We start from the raw sequence: 24489 nt of genomic DNA on the forward strand, positions 1-24489 counted from the left end.
AGCGTGGAGATCGGGGGGAGAGGGCGGGGCAGGAGCCCGGCGGGCTGGTGGGTACGGTCACGCCGCCTCCATCGAGATGTCGAAGGCGATGTCGCGTACGTCGGCGACCGGGTGCTCCCGTAGCGCGTGGAGCAGGTCCCGCCACGGCTCCGACCAGCCGTGCGACCTGCCCCGCCGGACCAGTGCCACCGCGAACAGGCCGGTGGTCGCCTCGCCCCGCCGGGCGAGGGTGCGGGCCGTGTCCACCAGCACGTCCGAGTCGACCGTCAGCACGGGCTGCTCCGTCCGCTGGCCGAGGCGGTCGGCCAGCCTGGCGGCGAGCGCCGGTCGTCCGCTGACCAGCTCGGTGATCTCCAGCAGGTCGGCGGTGAGGTGGTGGGATGTCGTGCCGCCGAGTTGCAGCAGCGCGGTCGACAGTTCGGCTGCCCGGGCCACGTACCCCGGTTCGCGACCCAGGTCGCGCGCCACCGCTCGCGCCTCCGACCGGTCGACCTGCGGGCCTACCGAGCGGGCCCAGGTCCCTGCCTGGCTCAGGATGGCGTCGATCCGCCGCCGGGCCGGGCGGTCGGCCGCCGGGCCACCGGCGTCCGGGTCGGCCGCGTCGAGCCGCACCAGGGCGTGCAGGGCCGTGGCGAGGGCTCGTCGTTCCGGCCGGTCGGGGTGGTCGAGTAACGCGCCCACCATCGGCCACAGCGACGGCCAGGCGTGGTGCTCACCCAGGTCGGTCAGGGCCGCCGTGACCAGGTCGGTGACATCCGGTGCCCACGGCATCCAGTGCGCGAGTCGGGGCCAGGCGGCCCGGGCGACCGCACGGTCCGGGCTCGCGCAGGCCGCGGCGACGAGTGCGGCGTACCGGGGTCGGTCCGGTGCGGCCACGCGGTCCGGCGGCGTCGTCAGGACGGTCAGGGACTCCTCACGGCCACCGACGGCCGCCTGTTCGAGGATCGTCCAGCTCTGCGGCGCGTGCAGCCGCTGCCGGGCGGCGGCGACGACCGCCGCCCGGACGTCGCGGTGCTGGTCGGGCTGCTGCCACGCCGCCAGCAGCACCGGCATCGCCGCCGGTGGACCGAATCGGCCGAGCAGGCGTAGTGACTCCTTGCGGCTGGTCACCTTGCCTCGGCCGAGGGCCACGCCGGACAGCAGCGGCAGGAGGTCCGCCGGCCGGATGAATCGGACCACGCGGCCGGCGGCGTAGAGGGCGACGCGGGCCCGGTCGTCGTCGGCGTGCGCCATCAGCACCGGCAGCGCCTCGTCCGGTCGGTCGGTCCACGGCAGCGCGCCCAGGGCCGCCTCGGCCAGGGTGACGTTCGACGACTCGACGTACCGCAGCACCAGCCCACGCCCGGCGTCCGGGACCGGCGCGGCGGCCCGGAGAGCGGCGGCCCGGGCGTGCAGTGGCGTGCCGGCGTCGGCGGCGAGCCGCGCCTGCAACCGCACGAACGCCTCCTGCTGCCGGGGCAGCCACCGTTCGGGGTGCACGGGTGGGCCCGGAATCCAGCGGGTGCCGGCGGTCAGGAACGCCCCGCGGGGCGCAGGGCCGGACAGCACCCGGTCGAGCAGGTCGGTACGTCGCGCGCTGACCGTCCGCCACACCGTCGGCACCGTGATGGTGGAGGCGTCGCGGTCCAGGACGTGCGCCACCCGCTGCGCCCGGGTCTTCGGGTCAGCCAGCCACAGCTCGACGGCTTCCCGGACCACGCCGGTGACGTTGCCCGGCTCGCCCGCCCGGCTCAGCAACTCCTGGAGCTCGGGCAGCCGCCAGGCCCGCCGTCCCAGGGCCCGGGTCACCGCGAACAGCGGGCTGAACCGTCCCCGCGCGATGCCCGCCTCGATCCACCCCCGCAACTGGGCGAAGACCATCTCCTCCTGGCCGTGGCGCAGCGTCTCGTCGAACCGTCCCAGCGGCGGTAGCCGGTGGCCGCCGAAGAGCCGGTCGAGGGTGTCCAGTGCCCACCGCAGCAGGGCCGGTTCGTCGACGTGGTGGCTCAGCACCCGGGTGCAGAGGGCGCCGATTGCGGAGAGGGTCCGCGGTGACGCGTCGCGGGTGGTCGTCGCGTCGACCGCGATCCGGGTCAGCACCTCGACGGAGTCCGCGCGCAGCAGCCGAGCCACGGTCGTCAGGGCCGTCAGGGCGGTGGCGCGGACGGGGTCCTGTTCGTTGCGCAATCGCGTCAACCGGCCCACCGCGTCGGTCACCGCGGCCGGGTCGCCGCTGCGCCGCGCGGCGTCGAGGAGCAGTTCGTACGCGACTGCCCGGTCGACCGCGTCAGCGGCGCGTAGGACCGGGGTGAGCGCCGCCGACGCCTCCGGCCAGGGTAGGAAGGCGCTCCACGACCGCACCGCCACCTCGTCGTGGCGAACCCGGTGCAGGGCGAGCACCCGGCGGGCCTCCCGCTCCCGCAGGGCGCGGGGCAGCACCTCCATCAGCGCTACGTCGGGTATCTCGTCGGCGGTCTCCACGTCCGCGACCACGGCGTCGTAGAGTGCGCCCCGACGCGACGGGGGCAGTGTCGCCAACAGCCGGTCCAGCGAGTTGTTGTGGCCCCTCACCCGCCGACCCAGCTCGACCAGCTCCGCCTGGGGCAGCCCCGCGAACCGACGCAGCAGCGCCGGAGGCAGCCACTGGTAGGCCACCCAGCCCGCCCGGGAGGGAGCGGTCAGCATCGCCAGAACCCGTTCCGGCGCCGCGGCGGCGAGCGCGCCGTACCCGGTGAGATCGCCGGGAAGGTAGCCGGCCGGGGCGTGGCGTTCGAGGAGCGCCAGCGCGCGATCCGGTCGGACCCGACCGGCCACCAGGACGCTTCTCGCGCGTGCCGACCACCACCGCGAAAGCTCCGTCGGGCCCAGACCGGGCAGCACCGCCTCGGCGTGGTCGAGCAGCACGTCGGCATGGCGACGGGCAAGGGGAACCCAACTCTCCACGGCGTGCTCGACGGCCGGGAGCAGCCGGCGGACCGTGTCCGGACCGCAGGCCGGCAGAAGGGCGACCGCCTCCGCCGCCCCGAAGCGATCCCACACGGCGTCGACCAGCCCGTCTGCGACCTGGGAGCGGCGCAGGTACCGCAGCGACCGGTAGACCAGGCTGCGCAGATCGGCCGACGCGTCGCGCACGAGGGCGAGCAGGTCGGCCCGGGAGAGGACATCGGCGCGCAGGCAGGCCTTCACCGCGATCGACCGGATCGGGCGGTGCGGGTCGTCCAGCGCCACCCGCACCGCCGAGAGCTCGCCGACGACCTGGCCGGCGGTGACCGCGAGGAAGCGGTGATACGCCGTGCCGTCACGCAGATCCGCCAGCACTCCCGGCAGCTCGCCGGTGGCGCTGAGATCGGGGGCCCGTCGCGCGAGTGTGATCATCCGCTCCCGGTACGGCAGTCCGTCCAGTTCGTCGAGCAAGCGCTGCGTTGATCTCTGCACGGCGCTCATTGTGACCGTCGTAGCGCTGCCCCGCCGACCCGTTTCCGGCGGGCGCCCGCCCCACCACGCGATGCGGCTTCCCGGACGCGGCAAATCCGGTGACGTCGATGGGGCTCGCCGCGATAATGGCCGACGTGGAGAAGGTCGAGGTCGTCGTCGCCCACGACGAGCGGGCGACCCTGCGTGTCGGTGACGTGTTCCTGAAGATCGACGCTGATCGGACGCGCACCGACGTCGAGGTCGAGGCGATGGCTCTGGCGCCGATCCCGACTCCGGAGGTCCTGTGGCGCAGGCCGCCCGTGCTCGCGCTCGCCGCCCTGCCCGGGATGGCACTGGGCCGCCTCGGCGAGCCGTCGCCCGCGTCGTCGGCGGCATGGGCCGCGGCGGGTGCGGCCGCGCGGACGCTGCACGACGCGCCCCTGCCGCCGTGGCCCGGTCGGCGCCTCGACGAGCTCGCATCGCGCCTCGACGGCGAGTGCGAGTGGCTCGTCACGAACGGTGTCCTTCCCACGGACGTGGTCACCCGTAACCGCCAGGTCGCCGATGCTGCGCTGCGGCCGTGGGAACCGGTGTTCATGCACGGTGACCTGCAGATCACCCACGTGTTCGTCGACGATGACGAGATCACCGGTGTGCTCGACTGGTCCGAGGCGGCCCGGGGCGATGCCCTGTACGACCTCGCCGTCCTGACGCTCGGACACGAGGAGCACCTTGATGACGTGGTCGCCGGCTACGGCACCGATGTCGACCTCGACGTGATCCGCGGGTGGTGGTCGTGGCGGAGCCTGGTGGCGGCCCGCTGGCTGGTCGAGCACGGCTTCGACCCGTCCCTGCCCGGCTGCGAGTTCGACGTGCTGAGGGCCCGGATGTGAGGCCGTACGGTCCGGACGGCCACGAGTGCCGTGCTGCCGCACAGGTCACCGGTGGGCGAAGACGAGCCCACCCTCGACGTCGGGGGCGGGCCGGTGCGTCATCTCGGCCTCGACGGTGAAGCCGGCGGTGTCCAGCCAGGCCGCGACCCGGTCCGGCGGGCGGCGGTGCACGTGGACGTGCATCGGGTGACCGCCGTAGCCCTCCGTCTTCAGTCGACTGCCGTGGCCGGCGTGGAACCCGAGCAGCACGACGCCGCCGGGCCGCAGCACCCGGCGGAATTCGGCGAGGACCCCGGGTACCTCGTCGTCGGGGACGTGGATCAGGGAGAACCAGGCGAGCAGGCCGGTCAGAGCGTCGTCGACCAGGTCGAGACGAGTCATGGAGCCCACCTCGAAACGCAGGCCGGGATGATCCCGCCGGGCCACCTCGATCATCGCGGGTGACAGGTCGACACCGAACGCGTCCAGGCCGAGGCCGTGCAGGTGGGCGGTGATCCGGCCCGGGCCGCAGCCGACGTCGGCGACCGCCCCGTCTCCCTGGGCCCGCACCAGCTCGGCGAAGAGCGCAAGGATGCCCCGCTGGAACGGTTCGTCGGCGAGCGCGTCGCGCAGCAGGTCGGCGTAGCTCGCCGCCACCGTGTCGTAGGAGGTTCGGGTGTCGTCGAGCCAACCGGGATCGCCGACCACCTCTGAGCCCGAGGCCGTCACGGTCGCCCGCCGGCGACCTCCGCGTCGCTGCGCAGAATGCAGAACTCGTTGCCTTCCGGATCGGCGAGCACCACCCATCCCGTCCCGTCGGGGTTGCGCTGGTCGGCCACGACCGCCGCTCCGAGCTCGGTGAGCCGGGCCAGCTCCGCGTCGCGCGTGCCTTCGACGGGACGCAGGTCGAGGTGGATCCTGTTCTTGACCTGCTTCTTCTCCGGCACCTCGATGAAGAGCAGGCGGTGCCGTCCGTCCCGGGAGTGGATCATGCATTCCTCGTGGCCCGGCTCGTTCGGATCGTCCGGGTCCTCGCGGTAGTCGAGAACGCTCTGCCACCACCGTGACAGGGCGTAGGCGTCGGTGCAGTCGACGGTGGTGTGGGACACGTAGGACGTCACCACCGGATCATCGCAGGACGAAGGCGGACGGGTGCACTCCATGACGGCGTGGTCGCCGGCCGCTGCGCGACCGCCACTGGGTCCGGGCGTGGCCCTCGGCGTACGCCGTAGCACACACTCTGACGGGTCTCAATCGCGCCATATGGCGCGCACCATCCGGCTACGGTGGGCTGCCAGAGTTGCTATGCGCGTTACGGGGATCGACCGTTGACGGCGTCATCGAATCGGCTGTAGCTTCGGCCTGTATCGAAAAGCGGTCCGGCAACGATCGCCTGTGCCGCAACGAATTGTCAACCGCGCGGCATCTCGACCCGCGAATGGGCTCACCATTCCTGAATACGGGCGGTTGCGCACTGTTTCACCGCCGTTCTCTCCATGGTCAGTGCGAAAGGATGCGGAGATGACTGCCGAAGGTCCACACACGATCGCGGTCAGCCGATTCTGCAGCTGCTGCCATCCGTAATTCACAAGTCTGCTGGCGTGCCGCACCATCGACACGGGGGAGCTGTCACCGCATGTACACAGCCAATCCAGTTGTAGAGATGCCCTTCGTCACGTACCCGCAGCGGCTGCCACGGCAGCAGGCGGTACCGCTGATCCGAAACGACCTCGAATCGCGCGCCGCCACCGCGCCGTCGGCGTCGGAGATCAGCAGCGAGGAGTACGGCGACGTGGTGCTCTCCTTGTTCGAGAGGTCGGGCATCGGTCTGGCGGTCCTCGACCCGGCCCTGCGCGTGCGCGCGTCGAACCGCGTGTTCAGCGAGCAGTGCGGGCGCCCGCGGGAGGCCATCAGGAACCACAGCTTCGTGGCCTTCCTCGACCTCAGCGTGCGGCAGAATCTGCTGCGCCAGTTCGAACGACTCGTCCAGGGACGGCCCCCGCGTACCGTCTGCCATTCTTCCGCCGTACGTTTCGAGGGCACGGAGATCACCGGACAGCTGGCCGCCTTCCCGGTGGCCGACGACAACGGAAAGGTCCGCCTGATCGTGGTGCAGTTCGCGCCCGAGCGGATCGAAGAGTCACTTCCCGTGGTCAGGGAGCAGCGAAAGCTCACCGCTCTCACCGCCAAGATCCTGGAGGGCGTGGCGGCGGGCGATCCCACCGTGCGGCTGGCGGCCAAGCTCTTCCTGAGCCGCCAGGGCATCGAATACCACGTGAGCATTCTCCTGCGGCAGTTCAAGGTGCCGAACCGTACGGCGCTCGCCGCGAAGGCCTATTCGATGGGGATGTTCAGCATCGGCTGCTGGCCGCCCAAGGTGCTCCCCGAGTACATCCGCTCCTGACCGTGCCGACGCGGTCGGGATCCGAGGCTCCGCCCGCAGCCGCAACTAGCAATGTCCTTAGCCTGTCGCGGCTTTACTGGTCGCACGCGCCCGTCGGCGTCGGCCGGTCCTCTCGACCCTGCTCACCATCGCCACACAACTGACGTCCCTGCTCGCCGGATGACGGGGACGACGGAACGAAGGAGTGCCCGGGTGAATGCGGACGAAGCGCGGCGGTACTGGCGGGAGCAGCTTGCCGACGTCACCCAGCCGACGCGGCTGGGCGTGGAGTGTCCTACCGCTTCCGGCGCGGGGGAGCGCGGCCGGGTCCGGCTGCCGTGGACGGCGCAGCGGGTGTCCGACCTCGAGCACGCCGCCGCGTCGGCCGGCCTGCGACTCGACCATCTCGTACTCGCCGCCTGGGGACTGGTGTTCGCCGCGCACGCCGGCGAACAGGACGTGCTCTACGGCGTGTCCGCGGACGAGCCCGGCGGTCAGCCGTGGCCCCTGCGCCTACGGGTGGACCCCCTCCAACGTGTCGACTCCTATCTCGACACCGTCCGCGAGAACGGCGAACGCGGCATCGCGCACGCCCTGCTGACCCCCGCCGAGCTGGCCGCCTGCGCCGGCCTCGCGGACGGCGCCGCCCTGTTCGGCACCGCGGTGCGCGTCACGCGCTCGGCGGCCGGCCCGGACTCGTCGGCGTACGACATCGAGGTCACCGTCGCGCTGGGTCCGGAGCCGGGATTGCGCCTCGACCACGCCGGCGGTCTCCTCACCGGCGCCGACGCCGGGTGCCTGCTCACCCATCTCGACCGGATGGTGTCCACGCTCGCCGACGCCTCCCCCGAGGACCGGGTGGGCGACCTCAGCCCGCTGTCGGACGCGGAGGTCGCCCAGGTCGTCGAGGAATGGAACGCGACCGAGCGCGACCTCGGCAACCCGCGCTGCCTGCACGAGCTGTTCGAGTCGCAGGCCGCCCGCACCCCCGACGCCCTCGCCGTCATCCAGGGCCGCGACCGCCTCAGCTACGCCGAACTCGACGCCGCCGCCGAGCGGCTGGCCGCCCGGCTGGCCGCCGCGGGCGTCGGCCGCGGCGACACGGTGGCGCTGCACCTGCGTCGTACCGTCCACGTCGTGGTCGCCGTGCTCGGCGTCCTGAAGGCCGGCGCCGCGTACGCGCCGGTCGACCCGGACCTGCCCGCGGAGCGGGTGCGCGACCTGGTGGCGACGCTCGCCGCGCCGGTCGTCCTCACCGACCCGGAGGCCATACCGGAGGTGCTGCGGCGCTGCGCGGGGCTACCGGCGCTGCGGGCGGCGCTCTGGCTGGGCGGCGACGGCCAGGGGCCGGGGGCCGGGACGGCGCCGCAGGGGCTCACGGTCGGCGACGCGCTCGCCGAGCCGCCGACCGGCGCGCCTCCGCCGGCCCGCGCGTGCCCCGACGACCCGGCGTACACGATCTTCACCTCCGGGTCCACCGGCCGGCCCAAGGGCGTCATGGTGGCGCACGCACCCGCGGTGAACCTCGTGCGCTGGGTGAACGAGACGTACCGCGTAGGCCCCGCCGACCAGGTGCTGTTCACCGCATCCCTCAGCTTCGACCTGTCGGTCTACGACATCTTCGGGCTGCTCGCCGCCGGGGGCAGCATCCGCGTGGCCGCGACCGGGGAACTGCGCGACCCGCAGCGACTGCTGGCGATCCTGGACCGCGAGCCGGTGACGTTCTGGGACTCGGCGCCGGCCGCGCTGCAGCAGCTCGAGCCGTTCCTCGCGCTGCGCGAGCCGCCCGCTGAGCACTCGTTGCGCCTGGTCTTCCTCAGCGGCGACTGGGTGCCGCTGACCCTGCCGGACGTCGCCCGTACGGCCTTCGCCGACCCGGAGGTGATCGCGCTCGGCGGCGCCACCGAGGCGGCGATCTGGTCCAACCACTTCCCGGTGGCGAAGGTCGACCCGAACTGGTCGAGCATCCCGTATGGCCGACCCATCGCCAACGCTCGATACTACGTGCTCGACGGCGGGCTGCGCCCCGCACCGGTCGGCGCGCCGGGCGACCTCTACATCGGCGGCCGCTGCCTGGCCACCGGCTACCACGCCGACCCGCGGCTGACCGCGGCCAAGTTCGTCCCCGACCCGTACGGCCGGGAACCCGGTGGGCGGCTGTACCGCACCGGCGACCGGGCCCGCTTCTGGCCGGACGGCACCATCGAGTTCCTCGGCCGGCAGGACGATCAGGTCAAGATCCGCGGCTTCCGTGTCGAACTGGGTGAGGTCGAGGTGAACCTGGCCGCCCTGCCCGGGGTGACCTCCGCCGTCGCCGCCGTACACGGCACCGCCCCCCACCTGCACCTGATCGCGTACGCCGTGCCGTGCCCCGGAACCACTCTCGATCCCGGCGAGCTGCGCGCCGGCCTGACCGACCGGCTGCCGTCCTACATGGTGCCCGCGCAGATCATCGTGCTGGACGCGCTGCCGGTCACCGCCAACGGCAAGCTGGACCGGGCCGCGCTGCCGGCGCCGGACTTCGCGGACGTCGGCCGCGCAAAGTACGTCGCGCCGCGTACCCCGGTCGAGGAGGCCGTCGCCGCGCTGTGGGCGGAGGTCCTCGGGATCGAGCGGGTCGGCGCCGAGGACGGCTTCTTCGACCTGGGCGGCCACTCGATGCTGATACCCCAGGTCCTGGCCCGGCTCAAGAGCGACCTTCAGGTCGACGTGGCGCCGGTGACCGTGCTCAACCACCCGACCCTCGCCGGCTTCGCCGCCGTGGTCGAGCGGGCGCTGCTCGACCAGATCGAGGCGAGCGAGCCGGCCGACGTGGTCGACGGGGCAGAGGCGCTCGCGTCGAGCGCGAAGGGGGGCCGTGGTGCCGGCCACCGGGGCTGACCACCGCGCGGACACGCTTCGCGACCTGCTCGCCCGGCGCCTGGCCGCGGCCCGCCGCGACCGCGGTCCCCGCACCGCCATCGAGCGCTCCAGCGGCCCCGGCCCCACCGCCCCCGCCCAGGAGCGGATGCTCTTCCTCGACGAGCTCGAACCCGGGAGCTCCGCATACCACCTCGTCCTCACCTTCCGGCTCGAGGGCCCGGTCGACGCCGCGGCGCTGCAACGGGCGCTGTGCGGCATCGAGGAGCGCCACGAGCTGCTGCGCAGCGTGTACGAGCGACGCGACGGCACGGAGGTGCTGGTGCCGGGCGAGCCGTCGTTCGTGCTGCGCCGCACCGAACTCCCCGACGATCCGGACGCCGTCGCGGCGTTGCAGGCGTCGGAGCTCGGGCGCCGCTTCGACCTGCGCGCGGGCCCGGTCTGGCGCGGGGTGCTGGCCCGCACCCACGACACGCTGCACCACCTGGTGCTCACGGCGCACCACATCGCCATCGACGGCTGGTCGATGGACATCCTGCGGCAGGAGCTGGCCCAGGGGTACGCCGCCGAGCTCGGCCGGGCTTCCCGGCCCGCCGCACCCGCCGTCCGCTACGCGGACTACGCGGCCTGGGAGCGTCGGCGCCTGGCCGCCGGGGACCACGACGAGCAGCTCGCGTACTGGCGACAGCGGCTGGCGGACCTGCCGCCCGCGCTGGAACTGCCCACCGACCGGCGTCCGCCGCAGCGCCGCACCCGGCCCGGTGGCCTGGTGCACAGCCTCATCGACGCCGAGCTGGCCGGATCGGTCCGCGCACTGGCCCGGGACGCGGCGGCAACACCGTTCATGGTGCTGCTGGCCTGCTTCCAGACCCTGTTGCACCGCTACTCCGGCCAGTCCGACGTCCTCGTCGGCGTCCCCCTGGCGGGCCGTACGGAGCCGAGCGTCAGGCCGCTGATCGGCCTGTTCGTCAACACCGTCGTGCTGCGCGCCGACTGCCACCCCGGGCTGTCCTTCCGGCAGATGCTCGACCGGGCGCGCGGGGACGCCGTGGCCGCCTTCGCCCACCAGGAGGTGCCGTTCGAGCGCGTGGTGACGGCGCTGCCGTCGGCGCGGGCGGTCGCGGGTACGCCGTTGTTCCGGGTGATGCTGGTCTGGAACGCGGCCGACCAGGGCACGTGGGCCCTCGGCGACGCCAAGGCCGTGTACGTGCCCTGCCCGGTGACGGGCACCGCCAAGTTCGACCTCAGCCTGGAGGTCACCGAGGAGGGCGACGCGTACGAGCTGACGCTGGAGTACGACCGCGAGCTGTGGGACGAGGCGACTGCCGCCCGGATCCTGGGCCACCTCGTCACCCTCACCCGGGCCGCGCTCGCCGACCCCGACCAGGAGATCGGCCGGTTGCCGCTGCTCGACGCCGGGGAGCGCGAGCGGGCCGCCCGGCACGCCGAGGGGCCGGTGCGCGAGCACCCCGGGCCGGTCGACCTGGCAGCCATGGTGGCCGAGCAGGCGGCGCGCGACGGCGACGCGGTGGCCCTCGTGTACGGCGGCGCGGAGCTGACGTACCGGGAGCTCGACCGACGGGCCAACCGCCTCGCCCACCACCTGCGAGCGCGGGGCGTCGTCCCCGACGAGCCGGTGGCGGTGCTGCTCGAGCGCTCCTTCGACCTGGTGGTGGCGATCCTGGGGATCGTCCGGTCCGGCGGCGCCTACCTGCCCCTGGACCCCGAGCACCCGGCCGGCCGGTCCGCTGCCGTGCTGCGGGACGCCGGGGTGCGGTTCGTCGTCACCCACACCGCGCTGGCCGGCGCGGCGGAGGCGGCCGGCTGCGCCCCGGTCCGGCTCGACGCCGAACCCGACGCCACGGACGTCGCCGCGCGGCCCGGCACCTGGACGCTGCCCGCGGCCCTGCCGGAGCAGCTGGCGTACGTCTTCTACACCTCCGGCTCCACCGGCCGGCCCAAGGGCGTGATGGTCACGCACCGGGCGGCGCACAACCAGATCTGCTGGCAGATCGACCGCTTCGGCCTCGGTCCCGGCGAGACCGTCCTGCTCAAGACGAACGTCACCTTCGACGACTCCGTGGTCGAGGTGTTCGCCGCGCTCGCCGGCGGCGCCCGGCTGGTGATCGCCGAGCCCGGAGGCCACCGCGATCCCGAGTACCTGCGTGCCCTGATGGCCGCCGAGCGGGTCACCTACGTGCGGTTCGTGCCCACCATGCTGGCCGCGCTGCTGGAACACGGCGGGGACGTGCCCGTGCCCTCCCTGCGGGTGCTGAAGAGCGCGGGGGAGCCGCTGCCGCCCGAGTTGGCCGCCCGCTGCCTCGGGGTGTTCGACTCCGAGCTGTACAACGCGTACGGTCCCACCGAGACGGCGGTGAATGTGACCGTCGCCCGCTGCCTGCCGGGGGACCCTCTGGTGACGATCGGCACCCCTGTCGACAACGTGCGCTGTCACGTGCTCGACGACGGGTTGACGCCGCAGCCCGTCGGGGTGCCCGGCATGCTCCACATCGGCGGCGTGCAGCTCGCCCGCGGCTACCTCGGCCGCCGCGCCCTGACCGCGGAGCAGTTCGTGCCGGACCCGTTCGGGCCGCCGGGCGGACGGTTGTACCGCACCGGCGACCTGGTGCGCCGGCTTCCCGACGGCCGGCTCGACTACCTCGGCCGGGCCGACCGGCAGGTGAAGGTCCGTGGCATGCGGATCGAGCTCGGTGAGATCGAGTCCGTGCTCGCCGAGCACCCCACGGTCGGCCAGGCGGTGGTCGCGGCCCGCGACGACCGGCCGGGCGGCGTACGCCTCGTCGCCTACCTGCTGCCGAGCGCCGCCGGCACTCCGGTGGTCGCGGAGCTGCGCGAGTGGCTGTCCGCCCGGCTGCCCGAGTACATGGTCCCGGCCGCCTTCGTCGTGCTGTCCACCTTTCCGCTGCTGCCCAGCGGCAAGGTGGATCGGAAGAGCCTGCCGGACCCCGAGCCCGAGGCCGCTCCGGCGGAGGCGTACGAGCCGCCGGAGGGTGAACTCGAGCGGACCGTGGCCGAGATCTGGGCCCGTACCCTGGGCGCCGACCGGATCGGGAGAAACGCCGACTTCTTCGCCCGCGGCGGCCATTCCCTCCTCGCCATGGAGGCGCTGCTCGCCCTGCGGGAGCGGGTGAAGCGGCCGGTGCCTCTGCGGCTGGTCTTCGAGGCGCCCACCCTCGCCGCCTTCGCCGCCCGCGTCGCCGAGCTGCCCGCCGGGGAGCCGGACGCCGCGCCGGTGGAGCCGGTACGCGCCCGCGGCACCGGCGTCGCGGACGTCTCCGCCGCCGAGGCGCGGATCTGGTTCGCCGACCAGCTGGAGCCGGGCGACCCGGCGTACAACATGCCGGTCGTCTGCCGGCTGCGCGGCGGCGTCGACGTGGCGGCGCTGCAGGCGGCGCTGCGCGCGCTGCCGGAGGCGCACGAGGCGTTGCGCACCTGCTTCCCGTCGGCCGACGGGCGGCCCGTGCGGGCCGTGGCCGACGCGGCCCGGTTCCCGCTGCGCGTCGTCGACCTCCGCCACCTCGACGCGGACGAGCGCGGCCGCGCGCTGGACGCCGTGCTCGCCGAGGAGTCCGGTGCCCGCTTCGACCTGGCCACCGGGCCGCTGGTGCGCGCCGCCGTGGTGCGCCTCGGCGCGGACGAGGTCGTGCTGGCGCTGACCCTGCACCACATCGTCGCCGACGGCTGGTCGATCCGGCTGCTGCTGGAGGACCTGATCGCGGCCTACCGCGCGGCCCACGCCGGCCGGCCCGCCGAGCTGCCCGGCCGGCTCGGCGCGGGCGACTACGCGAGCTGGCGGAGCCGCCGGGTCGCCGACGAGGCGCGGGCGGCGGAGCTGGCGCACTGGCGGGAGCGCCTGGCGGGCATGCGCGGTGCGCCCGAGCTGCCCGCCGACGCGCCGCGCGACGCCGGCGACGGCTCGGCGGGAGCCGCCGTGCCGTTCACCGTCCCGTCCGCGACGGCGGACCGGGTGCGCGAGCTGGCCCGGGCCGAGGGCTGCACCCCGTTCATGGTGCTGCTGGCCGCGTACGCCGCCGTGCTCGCCCGGCACTGCGCCACCGACGAGGTCGTGCTGACCATGCCCGTCGCCGACCGCGGCCGCCCCGACCTCGACGGCATCGTCGGCCTGCTCCTGGACACCGCCGTCCTGCGGATCCCGGTCCGGGCGGAGGACGGCTTCCGGGCGCTGCTGCGCGAGGCGCGGATCTCGGTGCTGGACGCCCAGGAGCACCGGCTGCTGCCCTTCGACCAGGTGGTCGACGCCCTCGGGCTCGACGGTCGTGCGCTGGCCCGGTACACCGTCTCGATGGACCCGCTGCGGACCGGCGTCACCCCGTTCGCGGACGGCGTCACCCTGGAGCCCGAGCCGTTCGGCCTGCGGCACTCCAAGGCCGACCTGAACGTGGTCTTCGAGGAGGGCGCCCAGGGCCTCGGCGGCGGGGTCGTCCACCGCACGCCGCTGGTGAGCGCGGACCGCGTCCGGCGGCTGACGGGCCATCTGCTCACCCTGCTCGACGCGGCGACCCGCGCCCCGGACACCCCGCTGGCCGGGCTCGTCATGCTCACCCCCGCCGAGCGCGCCGAGCTCGCCCCGGGTGGGCCGCAGCCCGGCGGCACCTCCGCACCGGCCTGCCTGCACACGCTGGTCCTCGACCAGATCGCCCGTACGCCGGAGGCCGTGGCCCTGGTGACGGACCAGGGGGAGTGGACGTACCGGCGGCTCGGTGAGCGGGCCGCCCGCCTCGCCCGGCACCTGACCGCGCGGGGCGTGCGGCCGGGCACGCTGGTCGGCCTCTGCCTCGGCCGGGGAGCGCAGCAGCCGGTCGCCGTGCTGGCCGCGCTGATGGCGGGCGCCACGTACGTCGCGCTGGACCCCGGCCACCCGCCGGCCCGGCTGCGCCGCGTCCTGGCCGACAGCGGCGCCGCCTTCGTCGTCACCGACCGGCCCTGGGCCACGGCGTGCGAGGGCAGCGGCTTGCCCACCGTGGTGCTCGCCGACGACGAGGCGGCCCTTGCCGCGTACGACGCCGGCGTCCCCGCGACCGCCGCGGCGGTCGACCCGGCCGCCCTCGCCTACCTCGTCTACACCTCGGGCTCCACCGGACGACCCAAGGGCGTGTGCACCCCGCACGCCGCCGCGGCCGCCTACCTGCGTGACTACCTGGGCGGCTTCGGCCTCGGCCCCGGCGACACCGTCCTGCAGCTCGCCGGGCTGGCCTTCGACGCCTCCGTCCGCGACCTGCTCGGGCCGCTGACGACCGGGGCGCGGGTGGTCCTGCTCGACGACGAGCGCGCGGCCGACCCGGCGGCGATCGTCGCCGCCGTCGACCGGCACCGGGTCACCTGCCTGTTGAGCGTCGTGCCGACACTGCTGCGGGCGCTGCTGGTCGTGGCCGAGCGCCGCCCGTCGCCGGGTGAACGGCTGCGCCTGCTGCTGACCGCGGGTGAGGCGATGGACCTGGCCGACTGTGCCCGCGCCGGCGACACGTTCGCCGGGCGGCCGACGGTGGTCAACCAGTACGGGCCGACCGAGGCCACGATGACCACCACCAGCGCGCGCGTCGACGCGGCACCGGGCGACAGCGGCCCCGCCCCCCTCGGCGCCCCCGTCGCCGGCGCCCGGGTGTGGATCGTCGACCGGCACGGCGACCTCGCCCCGGTGGGCGTGCCCGGCGAGGTGTGGATCGGCGGTGGACGGCTCGCCGAGGGCTACCACGGCCAGCCGGCGCTCACCGCGACGAGCTTCGTGCCCGACCCGTTCTCCGGTGTTCCGGGGGCCCGGGCGTACCGCACCGGCGACCTCGCCCGCCGCGAGGCCGACGGCACGCTGATCTTCCTCGGTCGCGGCGACGACCAGGTCAAGATCCGCGGCCACCGGGTGGAACCGGCGGGGATCGAGAGCGTGCTGCGCACCCTCCCGGGCGTCGAGGAGGCGGCGGTCGTGCCCGTGCGGACCGCGGGTCCGGCGGGCTCCGTCCGGCTCGTCGGCTGCGTCGCACCCGCCGCCCTGGACGCGGACGCGGTACGCGCGGGGCTGCGCGGCCTGCTGCCCGAGTACCAGGTGCCCGCCGTCATCCGGGTGCTGCCCGCGCTGCCACGCACCGCCAACAACAAGGTGGATCGGCGGATCCTGGCCGCGCTGGACGAGTCGCCGGAGCGCTCGGTGCCGCCGCGTACGCCCACCGAGCGCGTCGTCGCCGACGTGTTCGCGGAGGTGCTCGGCGACGAGCGCGTCGGCGCCGGGCCGGTGGGCCGGGACGACGACTTCTTCGCCCGGGGCGGCCACTCGCTGCTCGCCGCCCGCCTGGCCGCCCGCCTGCGCCGGGCCACCGGGCACGAGGTGCCGTTGCGGCAGGTCCTCGACCTGCGCACGGTGGCTGCGCTGGCCGGCTGGCTCGACAGCGCCGGACCGGTGGCGGGTGGCGTCGAACCGGCGGTTCCGGCAGCGCCCGGCACCGCCGCCGGGTCGGCCGGCGCTACTCCCGGTCAGCAGGCCATCTGGCGGCACTGCCGGCGGGAGCCGCACACCGCGGCGTACAACGTCGGCTTCACCGCGCGGATCGCGGGGCACGTCGACGACGTCGCCCTCGCCCGCGCCCTGGACGCGCTGGCCGACCGGCACCCGGCGCTGCGCACCCGTTTCCCCGGCACTGCGGACGAGCCGAGCGTCGTCGTGGAGTCGCGGGTGCTGCTCCCGCTGACCCGGCACGACGTCTCGCAGGCGGCCGACCCGTCGCAGGAGGCGATCCGGCGTGCCACGGCCGACCTTCGGGCGCCCTTCGACCTGGAGCGCGGGCCGCTAGCGCGCGCCGTTCTCGTCCGCTGCGGTACGCAGGAGCACGTGCTGGGTCTGACGGTGCACCACATCGTCGCCGACGGCTGGACACTGTCGGTGCTCCAGCGCGACCTGGCCGCGCTCTACGGTGAGCTGGCCGCCGGCCGGCTGCCGGAGCTGCCGCCCGTGCCCGGCTTCGACGGCTACGCCGCGGCGCAGCTCGCCCGGCTGGACACGGCGGAGTCCGAGGCCGACGTGGTCTTCTGGCGGGACCGGCTGCGCGGCGTGCCGACGGTGCTGCCCCTGCCCACCGACCGCCCCCGGCCGGAGCGCTGGTCGCTGGCGGGAGCGGTGGAGCCGTTCGACATCGACCCCGACGTGGCCGCCGGGGTGCGCCGGCTCGCGGACGAGGCCGGCGCCACCCCCTTCGTGGTGCTGCTGGCCGCCTTCGAGCGCTGGCTGCATCGCCTCTGCGGCGCGCAGCGTTTCCTCGTCGCGGTCCCGGTGGCCAACCGGCCCGACCCGGACTCCGAGCAGGTCGCCGGGCCGTTCGCGAACATCGTGCCGGTACCCGCCGACCTCACCGGCGAGCCGACGTTCCGCGAGCTGGTTGCGCGCGTACGGGAGACCTTCCTGCTGGTGTGGGAGCACCGTGGACTGCCGTACGAGAAGGTCGTCGCCGCCCACGCCACCGCGGACGGCGACCGTCCGCCGCTGTGCCAGGCGATGTTCGCCGTGCAGAACCTGCCGCCGGCCGGGCCGGGCCTGGCGGGGCTGTCCACCATGCCGCTGCTGCTGGACCGCGGCACCTGCCGCTACGAGCTGCACATGCGCTGCCACGAGACGGCCGACGGGCTCGCCGGCTGGCTGGAGTACAGCACCGACCTCTTCGAGCCGCGGGCGGTGCGTGAGCGGCTGCGCGGATTCCTGACCCTGCTGGCCGAGGCGGTCGCCGCCCCCGACATCCCCGGAGCTCGCTGAGTGCGCGCGTTCAACCTGATCTGGGCGGGGCAGGCCGTCTCGCTCATCGGCTCGGCGATGACCACGTTCGGCATCGGGGTGTGGATCTTCGTCCTGACCGGGTCGCCGACGTCGTTCGCCACCCTCGTCCTGGCGGGCTCGTTGCCCGGCCTGCTCGCTCTGCCGTTCGCCGGGGTGGTCGTCGACCGCTTCGACCGGCGTCGGGTGATGGTGCTCAGCGATCTGGGCACCGCCCTCGGGCCGCTGGTGCTGCTGACGCTCAACACGACGGGCAGGCTGGAGCTCTGGCACCTCTACGTGATGGTCGCGGTCAGCTCGGTCTTCCATGCGTTCCAGTGGCCGGCCTTCGCCAGCCTCGTACCGCAGCTGGTGCCGAAGGACCAGCTCAGCCGGGCCAACGGCCGCGTGGGCATGGCCGAGGCCATCGGCCTGGTCTTCGGTGACCTCCTCGCCGGCGCGCTGTACGGCGTACTCGGTCTGAACGGCCTCCTGCTGGTCGACCTGTGCACCTTCGTGGTCGCGATGGCCACCATGCTGCTGTCCTACCGGCTCCGAGCCGCGATCCCGCCGGTCCGCCGGGGCGGGGCGGACCGCCGCCCGATGCTGTCCGAGATGACGCAGGGCTGGACGTTCATCCGGCAGCGCCACGGCCTGCTCGGCCTGCTCGTCTTCTTCGCCTGCTACAACCTGGTGATCAACATGGCGCTCGTCCTGGTCGCGCCGCTGGTGCTCAGCTCGCACCCACCGTCGGCGCTCGGCGTCATCAACGCCGTCGGGGCGGTCGGCATGATCGCCGTCAGCGGCCTGATGAGCTTCACCCGGCAGCCGAGGCACCTGGTCCGCGCCGTCCTCGCGGTCGCCGTCCTGCACGGCTTCCTGCTCGTGGGCATCGGATCCAGCCAGGGCGTCCCCTGGCTGTTGGCCGTCTGCATGTTCGGCATCCTGGGCGGCTACGCCGTGACCAACGCCGTCACGCCGACCCTCTGGCAGCGGAAGACGCCCACCGAGGTACAGGGCCGGGTCTTCGCCATCCGCCGGCTGCTCGCCTGGTCGGCCGACCCGATCGCGTTCGCGGTCGCCGGCCCGCTGGCCGAGTACGTCGGTACACCGCTGGTGGACGGGCCGTTGGCGGGCAGCGCCGGGCGGCTCACCGGATCGGGCACCGGCGGCGGGATCGCCATGGTGTTCCTGCTGGCCGGGGTGCTGCTACTCGGCGTGGTCGCGGCCACGTGCGTGCCCCGGTCGGTGCGGCGGTTGGAACAGGATCTGCCGGACGCCGACGCGCAGGAGGAGCCGGCGCGCCCGGTCGCGGCGACGTCGTCCTGATTCCGGTCCCGGGTCGGCGCGACGTCGCCGGTCCCGCTACGTCTCCGCTCGCCCGGCGACGAGGCCGAGGGTGTCCAGGCGCGCGTCGGGGCGCTCGGCGACCTGCCGCATGACGGTGAGGAAACGGTCGTGCAGCAGCCGTACGGTGGTCTCCTCCAGCAGACCCGAGCGGTACTTCCAGACCGTGCCGTAGTCCGGACCACGCCGCCCGAGGCTCACGGTCAGGTCCAGCGCCGACTTCTCCGCGAACAGCTGCCGGTAGGACACCTCGACACCGTGGAACTCCGGCTCCGCGAAACCGGTGTTGTCCAACTGGAGGATCACCTGCACGAGCGGCAGGCGACCGGCCACACGGGCCGGCCTGATCGCGTCCACCAGACGCTGGAAGGGCACCTCGCCGTGTGCGAAGTCGTCCAGCGCGTTCTCCCGGACGCGGCGCAGCACCTCCTGGAAGGACTCCTCGGGCCGTACCAGGACCCGCATCGGCAGCGTGTTGGTGAACACGCCGACGAGCTGCTCGGTCTCGGGCAGCTCACGGCCGGCCACCGGCGACCCGATGACCAGGTCGTGCTGGCCGGAACCACGCCACAACATGACCGCGAAGGCCGTGAGCAGCGCCATGTATCCGGAGGCGCCCACCGAGGCGCTCACCGTCTCCAGGTCCTCCACGACCGTTCCCGGGATCCGGGCGAAACAGGTACCGGATCTCAGCGAGTCGTCCTCGCCGGGGACCCGGTCGAACGGCAGGGGCACCGTCGTGGGCGCCCCGGCGAGCCGCCGTCTCCAGTAGGACAGGCCCCGTTCCAGGCCGGCGCCGGACTGCCGCTCCCGCTGGCCGATCGAGAAGTCCGCGTACTGGATGGTCAGCTCCGGCAGCCCGGCGGGCTCCCCGGTCACCCGAGCCCGGTACAGCAGGGACAGATCCCGGTTCAGCACGCCCTCCGACCACCCGTCGGCGGCAATGTGGTGCACCCGTAGGACCAGGTGGTGCTCGTCCTCGGCGCGACGCAGCAACGACCACGACACCGGCGGTTCCGTGGCCAGGTCCAGCTTGCGCACCAGCTCGGCGCGGGCGAAGGTCTCGATCGCCTCGGCGTCGGCGTCCGCCGGGAGGTCGACGGCGGGCACCGGCACGTCCGTCGGGGGCAGGACCCGCTGTACGAGACCGCCCGCTCCCGGCTCGACCACCGTGCGCAGCACTTCGTGGCGACGGGTCAGGTCGGTGACGGCACCTCGCAGCGCCGCGACGTCGAGGTCTCCGCGCAGACCGATGACGAACACGGTGCTCTCCGTGGACGCCTCCGGATCCAGCCAGTCGGACAGCCACATGCGCTCCTGAGCGAAGCTGGCCGGGATGACGTCGGGCCGTGGCGCGACGACCTGCCTTCCCCGGGCGGCGCGGGCCAGCAGCTTCCGTTCGAAGTCGATGCGCGCGGCGGAGACCGCGGGCGTGCGGGCGTCACCCATGCCGGCCACCTCCCGTCGTCCCGGCCACCGGGGCGGGTTCCAGGACGACGACAGCCTCCTCGAACCCCGCGATGTGGTTGGAGCGCACCCTGCGGACCGGCCCGGGCACCCCGACCGCCGCCACGCGGCGTGCCACCTCGCCGAACAGCACACGCAGTTCACTGGTCGCCAGGGCACCACCGAGGCAGTAGTGGGCGCCGTGGCCGAAGGTCAGGTGGCGGTTGGGTTTGCGGTCGAGACGGAACGTGTCCGGTTCCTCGAAGACCGATTCGTCCCTGTTCACCGACGCCCCCCACACCACGACCGACTGCCCGGCCTCGATCGGCCGGCCGGCGAGCTCGGTGTCGCGGACCGCGGTACGCAGGGTGTGCGCGCCCGGTGTCGTCCAGCGCAGGATCTCCTCGACGGCGGAGGACAGGATGGCGGGGTCGTCGCGCAGCGCCTGCCATTGATCGGGGTGTGCGGCGAGGGCGAGCAGACCGCCCACCGCGGCGTGGCGGGTCGTCTCGTTGCCCCCCGAGATCAGGCCGTCGCAGTTGAGGAGGATCTCCTCGTCGGTGAGCGGCCGGCCGTCGACCTCGCCCTGGACCAGTGCGGTGACGACGTCCTCGCGCGGACTGCGCCGACGCTGTTTGACCAGCTCCAGGTAGTACAGCAGGATCTCCGCGTGCGCCTCGGCGGCGTCGGCCGTGGGGCTGCCGTGGTCGTCGACGGCACCGAAGGCCACGGTGGTGCGGTTCACCATGAAGTCCCAGTCCTCACGGGGAACCCCGAGCAGGTCGCAGATGACGGAGACGGGCAGCCGGGCGGCGATCTGGACGACGTCGGCGGCGCCCTGTTCGAAGGCCTGGTCCAGGCAGGCGGTGACCGTCTCCCGCATGTTCTGTTCCAGACGCTGCACCGTACGCGCGGTGAACGCCGAGCCGATGATGCGCCGGATGTCACCGTGCCGGGGCGGGTCGGTGACGATGAGCATCTTGCGGGCGGCGGCGGCCGCGGCCAGGGGGTCCCCGCCCAGTCGTATGCCGCGCTCGGAGGAGAACGTCCTGCTGTCGCGCAGCACCCGCACCGCGTCGGCGTGGGCGGTGACCGACCAGAAGGAGTCCTCGTTGGAGCGTACGGTCCACCGGACGGGGTCGTTGCGGCGCATCCAGCGCCACACCGGGTGCAGTGCGTCGTCCCGGTGCAGCAACGGGTCCGCGACGTCCACGGCGGTGGGGTCCACGAGGTCCGGCGTCGTCATCGCTCACCGTCCCGGTGCTCCTCGGCGAGGGCGAGCTGCATGATCGCCTCGGCGAGGTCCGCGAGCACCCGGTGCTCGAAGAGCATCCGGACCGAGACGTCCAGGCCGGTCGCCGCCTTGACGCGGGCGATGACCTGCGCCGCGAGCAGCGAGTGGCCGCCCTTGTCGAAGAACTGGTCGTGGACGCCGATCCGCGGGACGTCCAGCACTTCCTGCCAGATGTCCACCAGGATCTCCTCCAGCGGGGTGCGCGGCGCCACGTGGTCGACGCTCTCGGGCCGGGCCCGTTCGCCGGCCTCGTCGATCAGCGCGGTCAGCGCGGCCCGGTCGGCCTTGCCGTTGCTGGTGAACGGCAGGCTCTCGAGGAAGAGGTAGCGCGCGGGCCAGAAGTGGGCGGGGAGCCGCCCCTCCAGATGATCCCGCAGCTCCTCGTCGTACACCGCCGGCTCGTTCGGCTCCCGTACGACGCAGGCGGTCAGACCGGTCACGCCCAGGGCGTCCTCGCGCGCCACGATCGCACACTCGCGTACGCCCGGATGCGCGGTGAGCGCGGACTCGATCTCGCCCGGCTCGACCCGGAAGCCGCGGACCTTGATCTGGTCGTCCGCCCGTCCGGCGAACACCAGCTTCCCGTCCGACCGCCGGCGCACCAGGTCGCCGGTGCGGTACAGGCGGCTGCCGGGTTGCCGGGAGTAGGGGTCGGGCAGGAAGCGCTCCGCCGTCAGCCCGGGCCGGCCGAGATAGCCGCGGGCCATCCCGACGCCTCCCACGTACAGTTCGCCCACCACGTTGACCGGCACCGGGCGCTGGTGCTCGTCGAGCACCAGCGCGCTGTATCCGGGGATCGCGGTGCCGATCGGCAAAGCCCCGTCCCCGTCGGACGCCCGCACCTCGTGACCGGTGGCCCAGATGGTCGCCTCGGTGGGGCCGTAGAGGTTGAAGCACCGCGCCTGACCCGTCCAGTGCCGCACGGTGCCGGCCGTGAGCACCTCGCCGGCCCCGATCACGACCCGCAGGCTCGGGACGTCCTGTGCCCCCATCGCGGCGATGGCGGACGGCGGAGCCGTCCAGGACGTGACCTCGTGCCGACGCATCAGCGCCGCCAACGGCTCACCGGGCACCAGCTCGTCCGGGGTACCCAGGGCGAGGCTGGCGCCGGCCCCGACGGCCAGCCCGATCTCGAACATCGAGGCGTCGAAGCTGGGCGAGCAGAACTGCAGCACGGTGTCGTCGGGACCGTGCGGGAGCCGCGCGCGCTGCGCGGCCATGAGCGAGGCGAACGACGCGTGGGTGATCTGGACGCCTTTGGGGCGGCCGGTGGAGCCGGAGGTGTAGATGACGTAGGCGAGGTTCTGCGGGTGTGGGCCGGGTCCGGGGTCGGGGTCGGGGTGGTGTGCGTCGGGGGGCAGCACCGGCACGTTGCAGGTGCGGGAGAGTTCTTCGCTGAGCGGGCCGGTGCCGATGAGGATGGCGGCGTTGGAGTCGGTGAGCATGTACTGCAGGCGTGCGGGTGGGTATTCGGGGTCGAGGGGGACGTAGGCGCCGCCGGCTTTGAGGACGGCGATGAGGGCGGTGATCCAGTCGGTGGAGCGGGGTAGGCAGATGCCCACGCGTACGTCCGGGCCCACGCCGTGTGCGCGTAGTGCGGCGGCCAGGCGGTTTGCCTGTGCGTCGACGTCGGCGTAGGTCCGGGACCGTTGGTGGGACGTGACCGCCACGGCGTCCGGCCGCTCGCGCGCCCACCGCGCGAACACCTCGTGCAGCAGCGGCGGGTCCGGATCGGCCGCCGGGCCGGGGGCGAGCAGGGCCTCGCGTTCCGCGCCGCGGAGCATCGGCAGCTCGGACAGGCGCAGTCCGGGCTCGGCCACCGCCGCTTCCAGCAGCGTCCGAAGGTGCGCGTGCAGGCGCTCGATGCTCTCGGCGTCGAAGAGGGCGGCGTCGTACTCCCAGGCGGCGGCGAGGCCCGAGTCGGTGGGTACGAGCGTCAGCGCCAGGTCGACGCCGGGGGCCTGCGTGTCCATCCGCACCACGTCGACGGTGAGCCCGTCGAGGCGGATGCTGTTCAGCGACACCTCCGCCAGGTGCAGCACCGTCTGGAAGAAGGTCTGCCGGTCCCCGTCGCGGTCGGGACGCAGCTCCCGCACGAGCCACTCCAGTGGTACCTCCTGGTGCTGGATCGCCTCCAGCGACACCTCCCGCACCTGCGCGAGCAGCTGGTCGAAGGTGGGGTCACCGGCGAGGTCGCCGCGTACGACGACGGTGTTGACGAAGCAGCCGATCAGCTCGTCGAGGCCCGGCTGGCTGCGGCCCGCCACGGGAACGCCGACCATCACGTCGGTCTGGCCGGAGTGGCGGTGCAGGAGCGTGTCGAAGGCGGCGAGCAGCACCATGAAGACCGTCGCGCCGCGCTCGGCCGCGAAGGCGCGGACGTCCTCGATCAGGTCTCCGGGCAGCGTGCAGAGGAGCTGGCGGCCGTGGGCGGTCGTGTCGGCGGTTCGCGGCCGGTCCGCGGGCAGCTCCGTGGCGTCACTGGCGCCCTTCAGCCGCTGCCGCCACACGTCCATGGACGGCCCGAGCGTCTCGGGCGTGAGGTTCTCCCGTTCCCAGACGGCGAAGTCCGGGTACTGGATCGGGAGGTCGTCGCCGCGCGGCTCCTCGCCGCTGCGCAGGCGCCGGTAGTTCTCGATGACCTCCTGGTAGAGGAGCTGCAGCGACCAGCCGTCGGCGATGAGGTGGTGCAGGCCCAGGGCCAGGCGGTGTTCGTCCTCGCCGAGTCGTAGCAGCGCGGCGCGGAACAACGGACCGCCGGCTATGTCGAACGGCCGTTCCCAGGCCCTCGACAGCCACTCGTCCGCGGCGCTGGCCGGATCGTCGCCGCGGTCGCACGCCACCGTCTCCAACTCGATGCCGGACCAGGGCCACACCACCTGGACCGGATCGCCGTCCGCCGCGGCGAACGTCGTGCGCAGCGCCTCGTGGCGGCGGACGACCGCGTTCACGGCAGCATGCAGCAGGCCCGGGTCGAGGGCACCGCGCAGACGCAGCACGGCCTGGATGTTCCAGGCGTGCCCGCCGCCCTCCATCTGCTCGAGGAACCACAGCCGCCGCTGGGAGTACGACGTCGGTACGACGAACTGTTCCTCGGTGAGCTCCATGCCTACTCCTTCACGCC

11 protein-coding genes are annotated in these 24489 nt (G+C 73.9%); 5 read left to right on the forward strand and 6 right to left on the reverse strand.

Annotation, left to right across the window (positions count from 1 at the left end; translation table 11 throughout):
* Nucleotides 1-57 precede the first annotated feature (57 nt).
* Entirely contained in the window at nt 58-3423 is a 3366-nt protein-coding gene (locus tag ACTMSW_RS11645) for a hypothetical protein (protein WP_441180546.1), read from the reverse strand.
* Nucleotides 3424-3521: 98 nt separating this feature from the next.
* Between ACTMSW_RS11645 and ACTMSW_RS11650 the strand changes: the two genes are divergently transcribed.
* Nucleotides 3522-4286 (forward strand): phosphotransferase family protein, encoded by a 765-nt coding sequence (locus ACTMSW_RS11650; RefSeq protein ID WP_441180547.1) that lies wholly within the window; start codon nt 3522-3524, stop codon nt 4284-4286.
* 45 nt (nt 4287-4331) lie between these two features.
* Here ACTMSW_RS11650 and ACTMSW_RS11655 read toward each other — a convergent pair whose 3' ends face one another.
* Nucleotides 4332-4973 carry a class I SAM-dependent DNA methyltransferase gene (locus ACTMSW_RS11655; protein ID WP_441180548.1) on the reverse strand — a complete coding sequence of 214 codons (642 nt, stop codon included), beginning with the start codon at nt 4971-4973 and terminating at the stop codon, nt 4332-4334.
* Between the two features lie 17 nt (nt 4974-4990).
* The gene (locus ACTMSW_RS11660) at nt 4991-5386 is read right to left on the reverse strand and encodes a VOC family protein (protein ID WP_441180549.1); all 396 of its coding nucleotides are present in this window, start codon (nt 5384-5386) and stop codon (nt 4991-4993) included.
* 542 nt (nt 5387-5928) lie between these two features.
* Between ACTMSW_RS11660 and ACTMSW_RS11665 the strand changes: the two genes are divergently transcribed.
* The 4 genes from ACTMSW_RS11665 (at nt 5929) to ACTMSW_RS11680 (ending at nt 18607) form a co-directional block, all read left to right on the forward strand.
* Nucleotides 5929-6669 (forward strand): PAS domain-containing protein, encoded by a 741-nt coding sequence (locus ACTMSW_RS11665; protein ID WP_441180550.1) that lies wholly within the window; start codon nt 5929-5931, stop codon nt 6667-6669.
* Between the two features lie 192 nt (nt 6670-6861).
* A complete protein-coding gene (locus tag ACTMSW_RS11670; RefSeq protein ID WP_441180551.1) occupies nt 6862-9528 on the forward strand; it encodes a non-ribosomal peptide synthetase in 2667 nt (888 codons plus the stop codon).
* Nucleotides 9509-17281, forward strand: a complete 7773-nt coding sequence (locus tag ACTMSW_RS11675) for an amino acid adenylation domain-containing protein (RefSeq protein ID WP_441180552.1) — start codon at nt 9509-9511, stop codon at nt 17279-17281. The genes ACTMSW_RS11670 and ACTMSW_RS11675 overlap by 20 nt, the downstream gene beginning before the upstream one ends.
* Nucleotides 17282-18607, forward strand: a complete 1326-nt coding sequence (locus ACTMSW_RS11680) for an MFS transporter (RefSeq protein WP_441180553.1) — start codon at nt 17282-17284, stop codon at nt 18605-18607.
* A gap of 36 nt (nt 18608-18643) precedes the next feature.
* Here ACTMSW_RS11680 and ACTMSW_RS11685 read toward each other — a convergent pair whose 3' ends face one another.
* The 3 genes from ACTMSW_RS11685 to ACTMSW_RS11695 are packed head-to-tail and all read right to left on the reverse strand — an operon-like array spanning nt 18644 to nt 24472.
* Nucleotides 18644-20074 carry a condensation domain-containing protein gene (locus ACTMSW_RS11685; protein ID WP_441180554.1) on the reverse strand — a complete coding sequence of 477 codons (1431 nt, stop codon included), beginning with the start codon at nt 20072-20074 and terminating at the stop codon, nt 18644-18646.
* A complete protein-coding gene (locus tag ACTMSW_RS11690; RefSeq protein WP_441180555.1) occupies nt 20067-21317 on the reverse strand; it encodes a cytochrome P450 in 1251 nt (416 codons plus the stop codon). The genes ACTMSW_RS11685 and ACTMSW_RS11690 overlap by 8 nt, the downstream gene beginning before the upstream one ends.
* Nucleotides 21314-24472, reverse strand: a complete 3159-nt coding sequence (locus ACTMSW_RS11695; RefSeq protein WP_441180556.1) for an amino acid adenylation domain-containing protein — start codon at nt 24470-24472, stop codon at nt 21314-21316. Before ACTMSW_RS11695 ends, ACTMSW_RS11690 begins: the two co-directional genes overlap by 4 nt.
* Nucleotides 24473-24489: the final 17 nt, after the last annotated feature.

It is taken from the genome of Micromonospora sp. BQ11 (assembly GCF_052068135.1).
Classification (GTDB): domain Bacteria; phylum Actinomycetota; class Actinomycetes; order Mycobacteriales; family Micromonosporaceae; genus Micromonospora.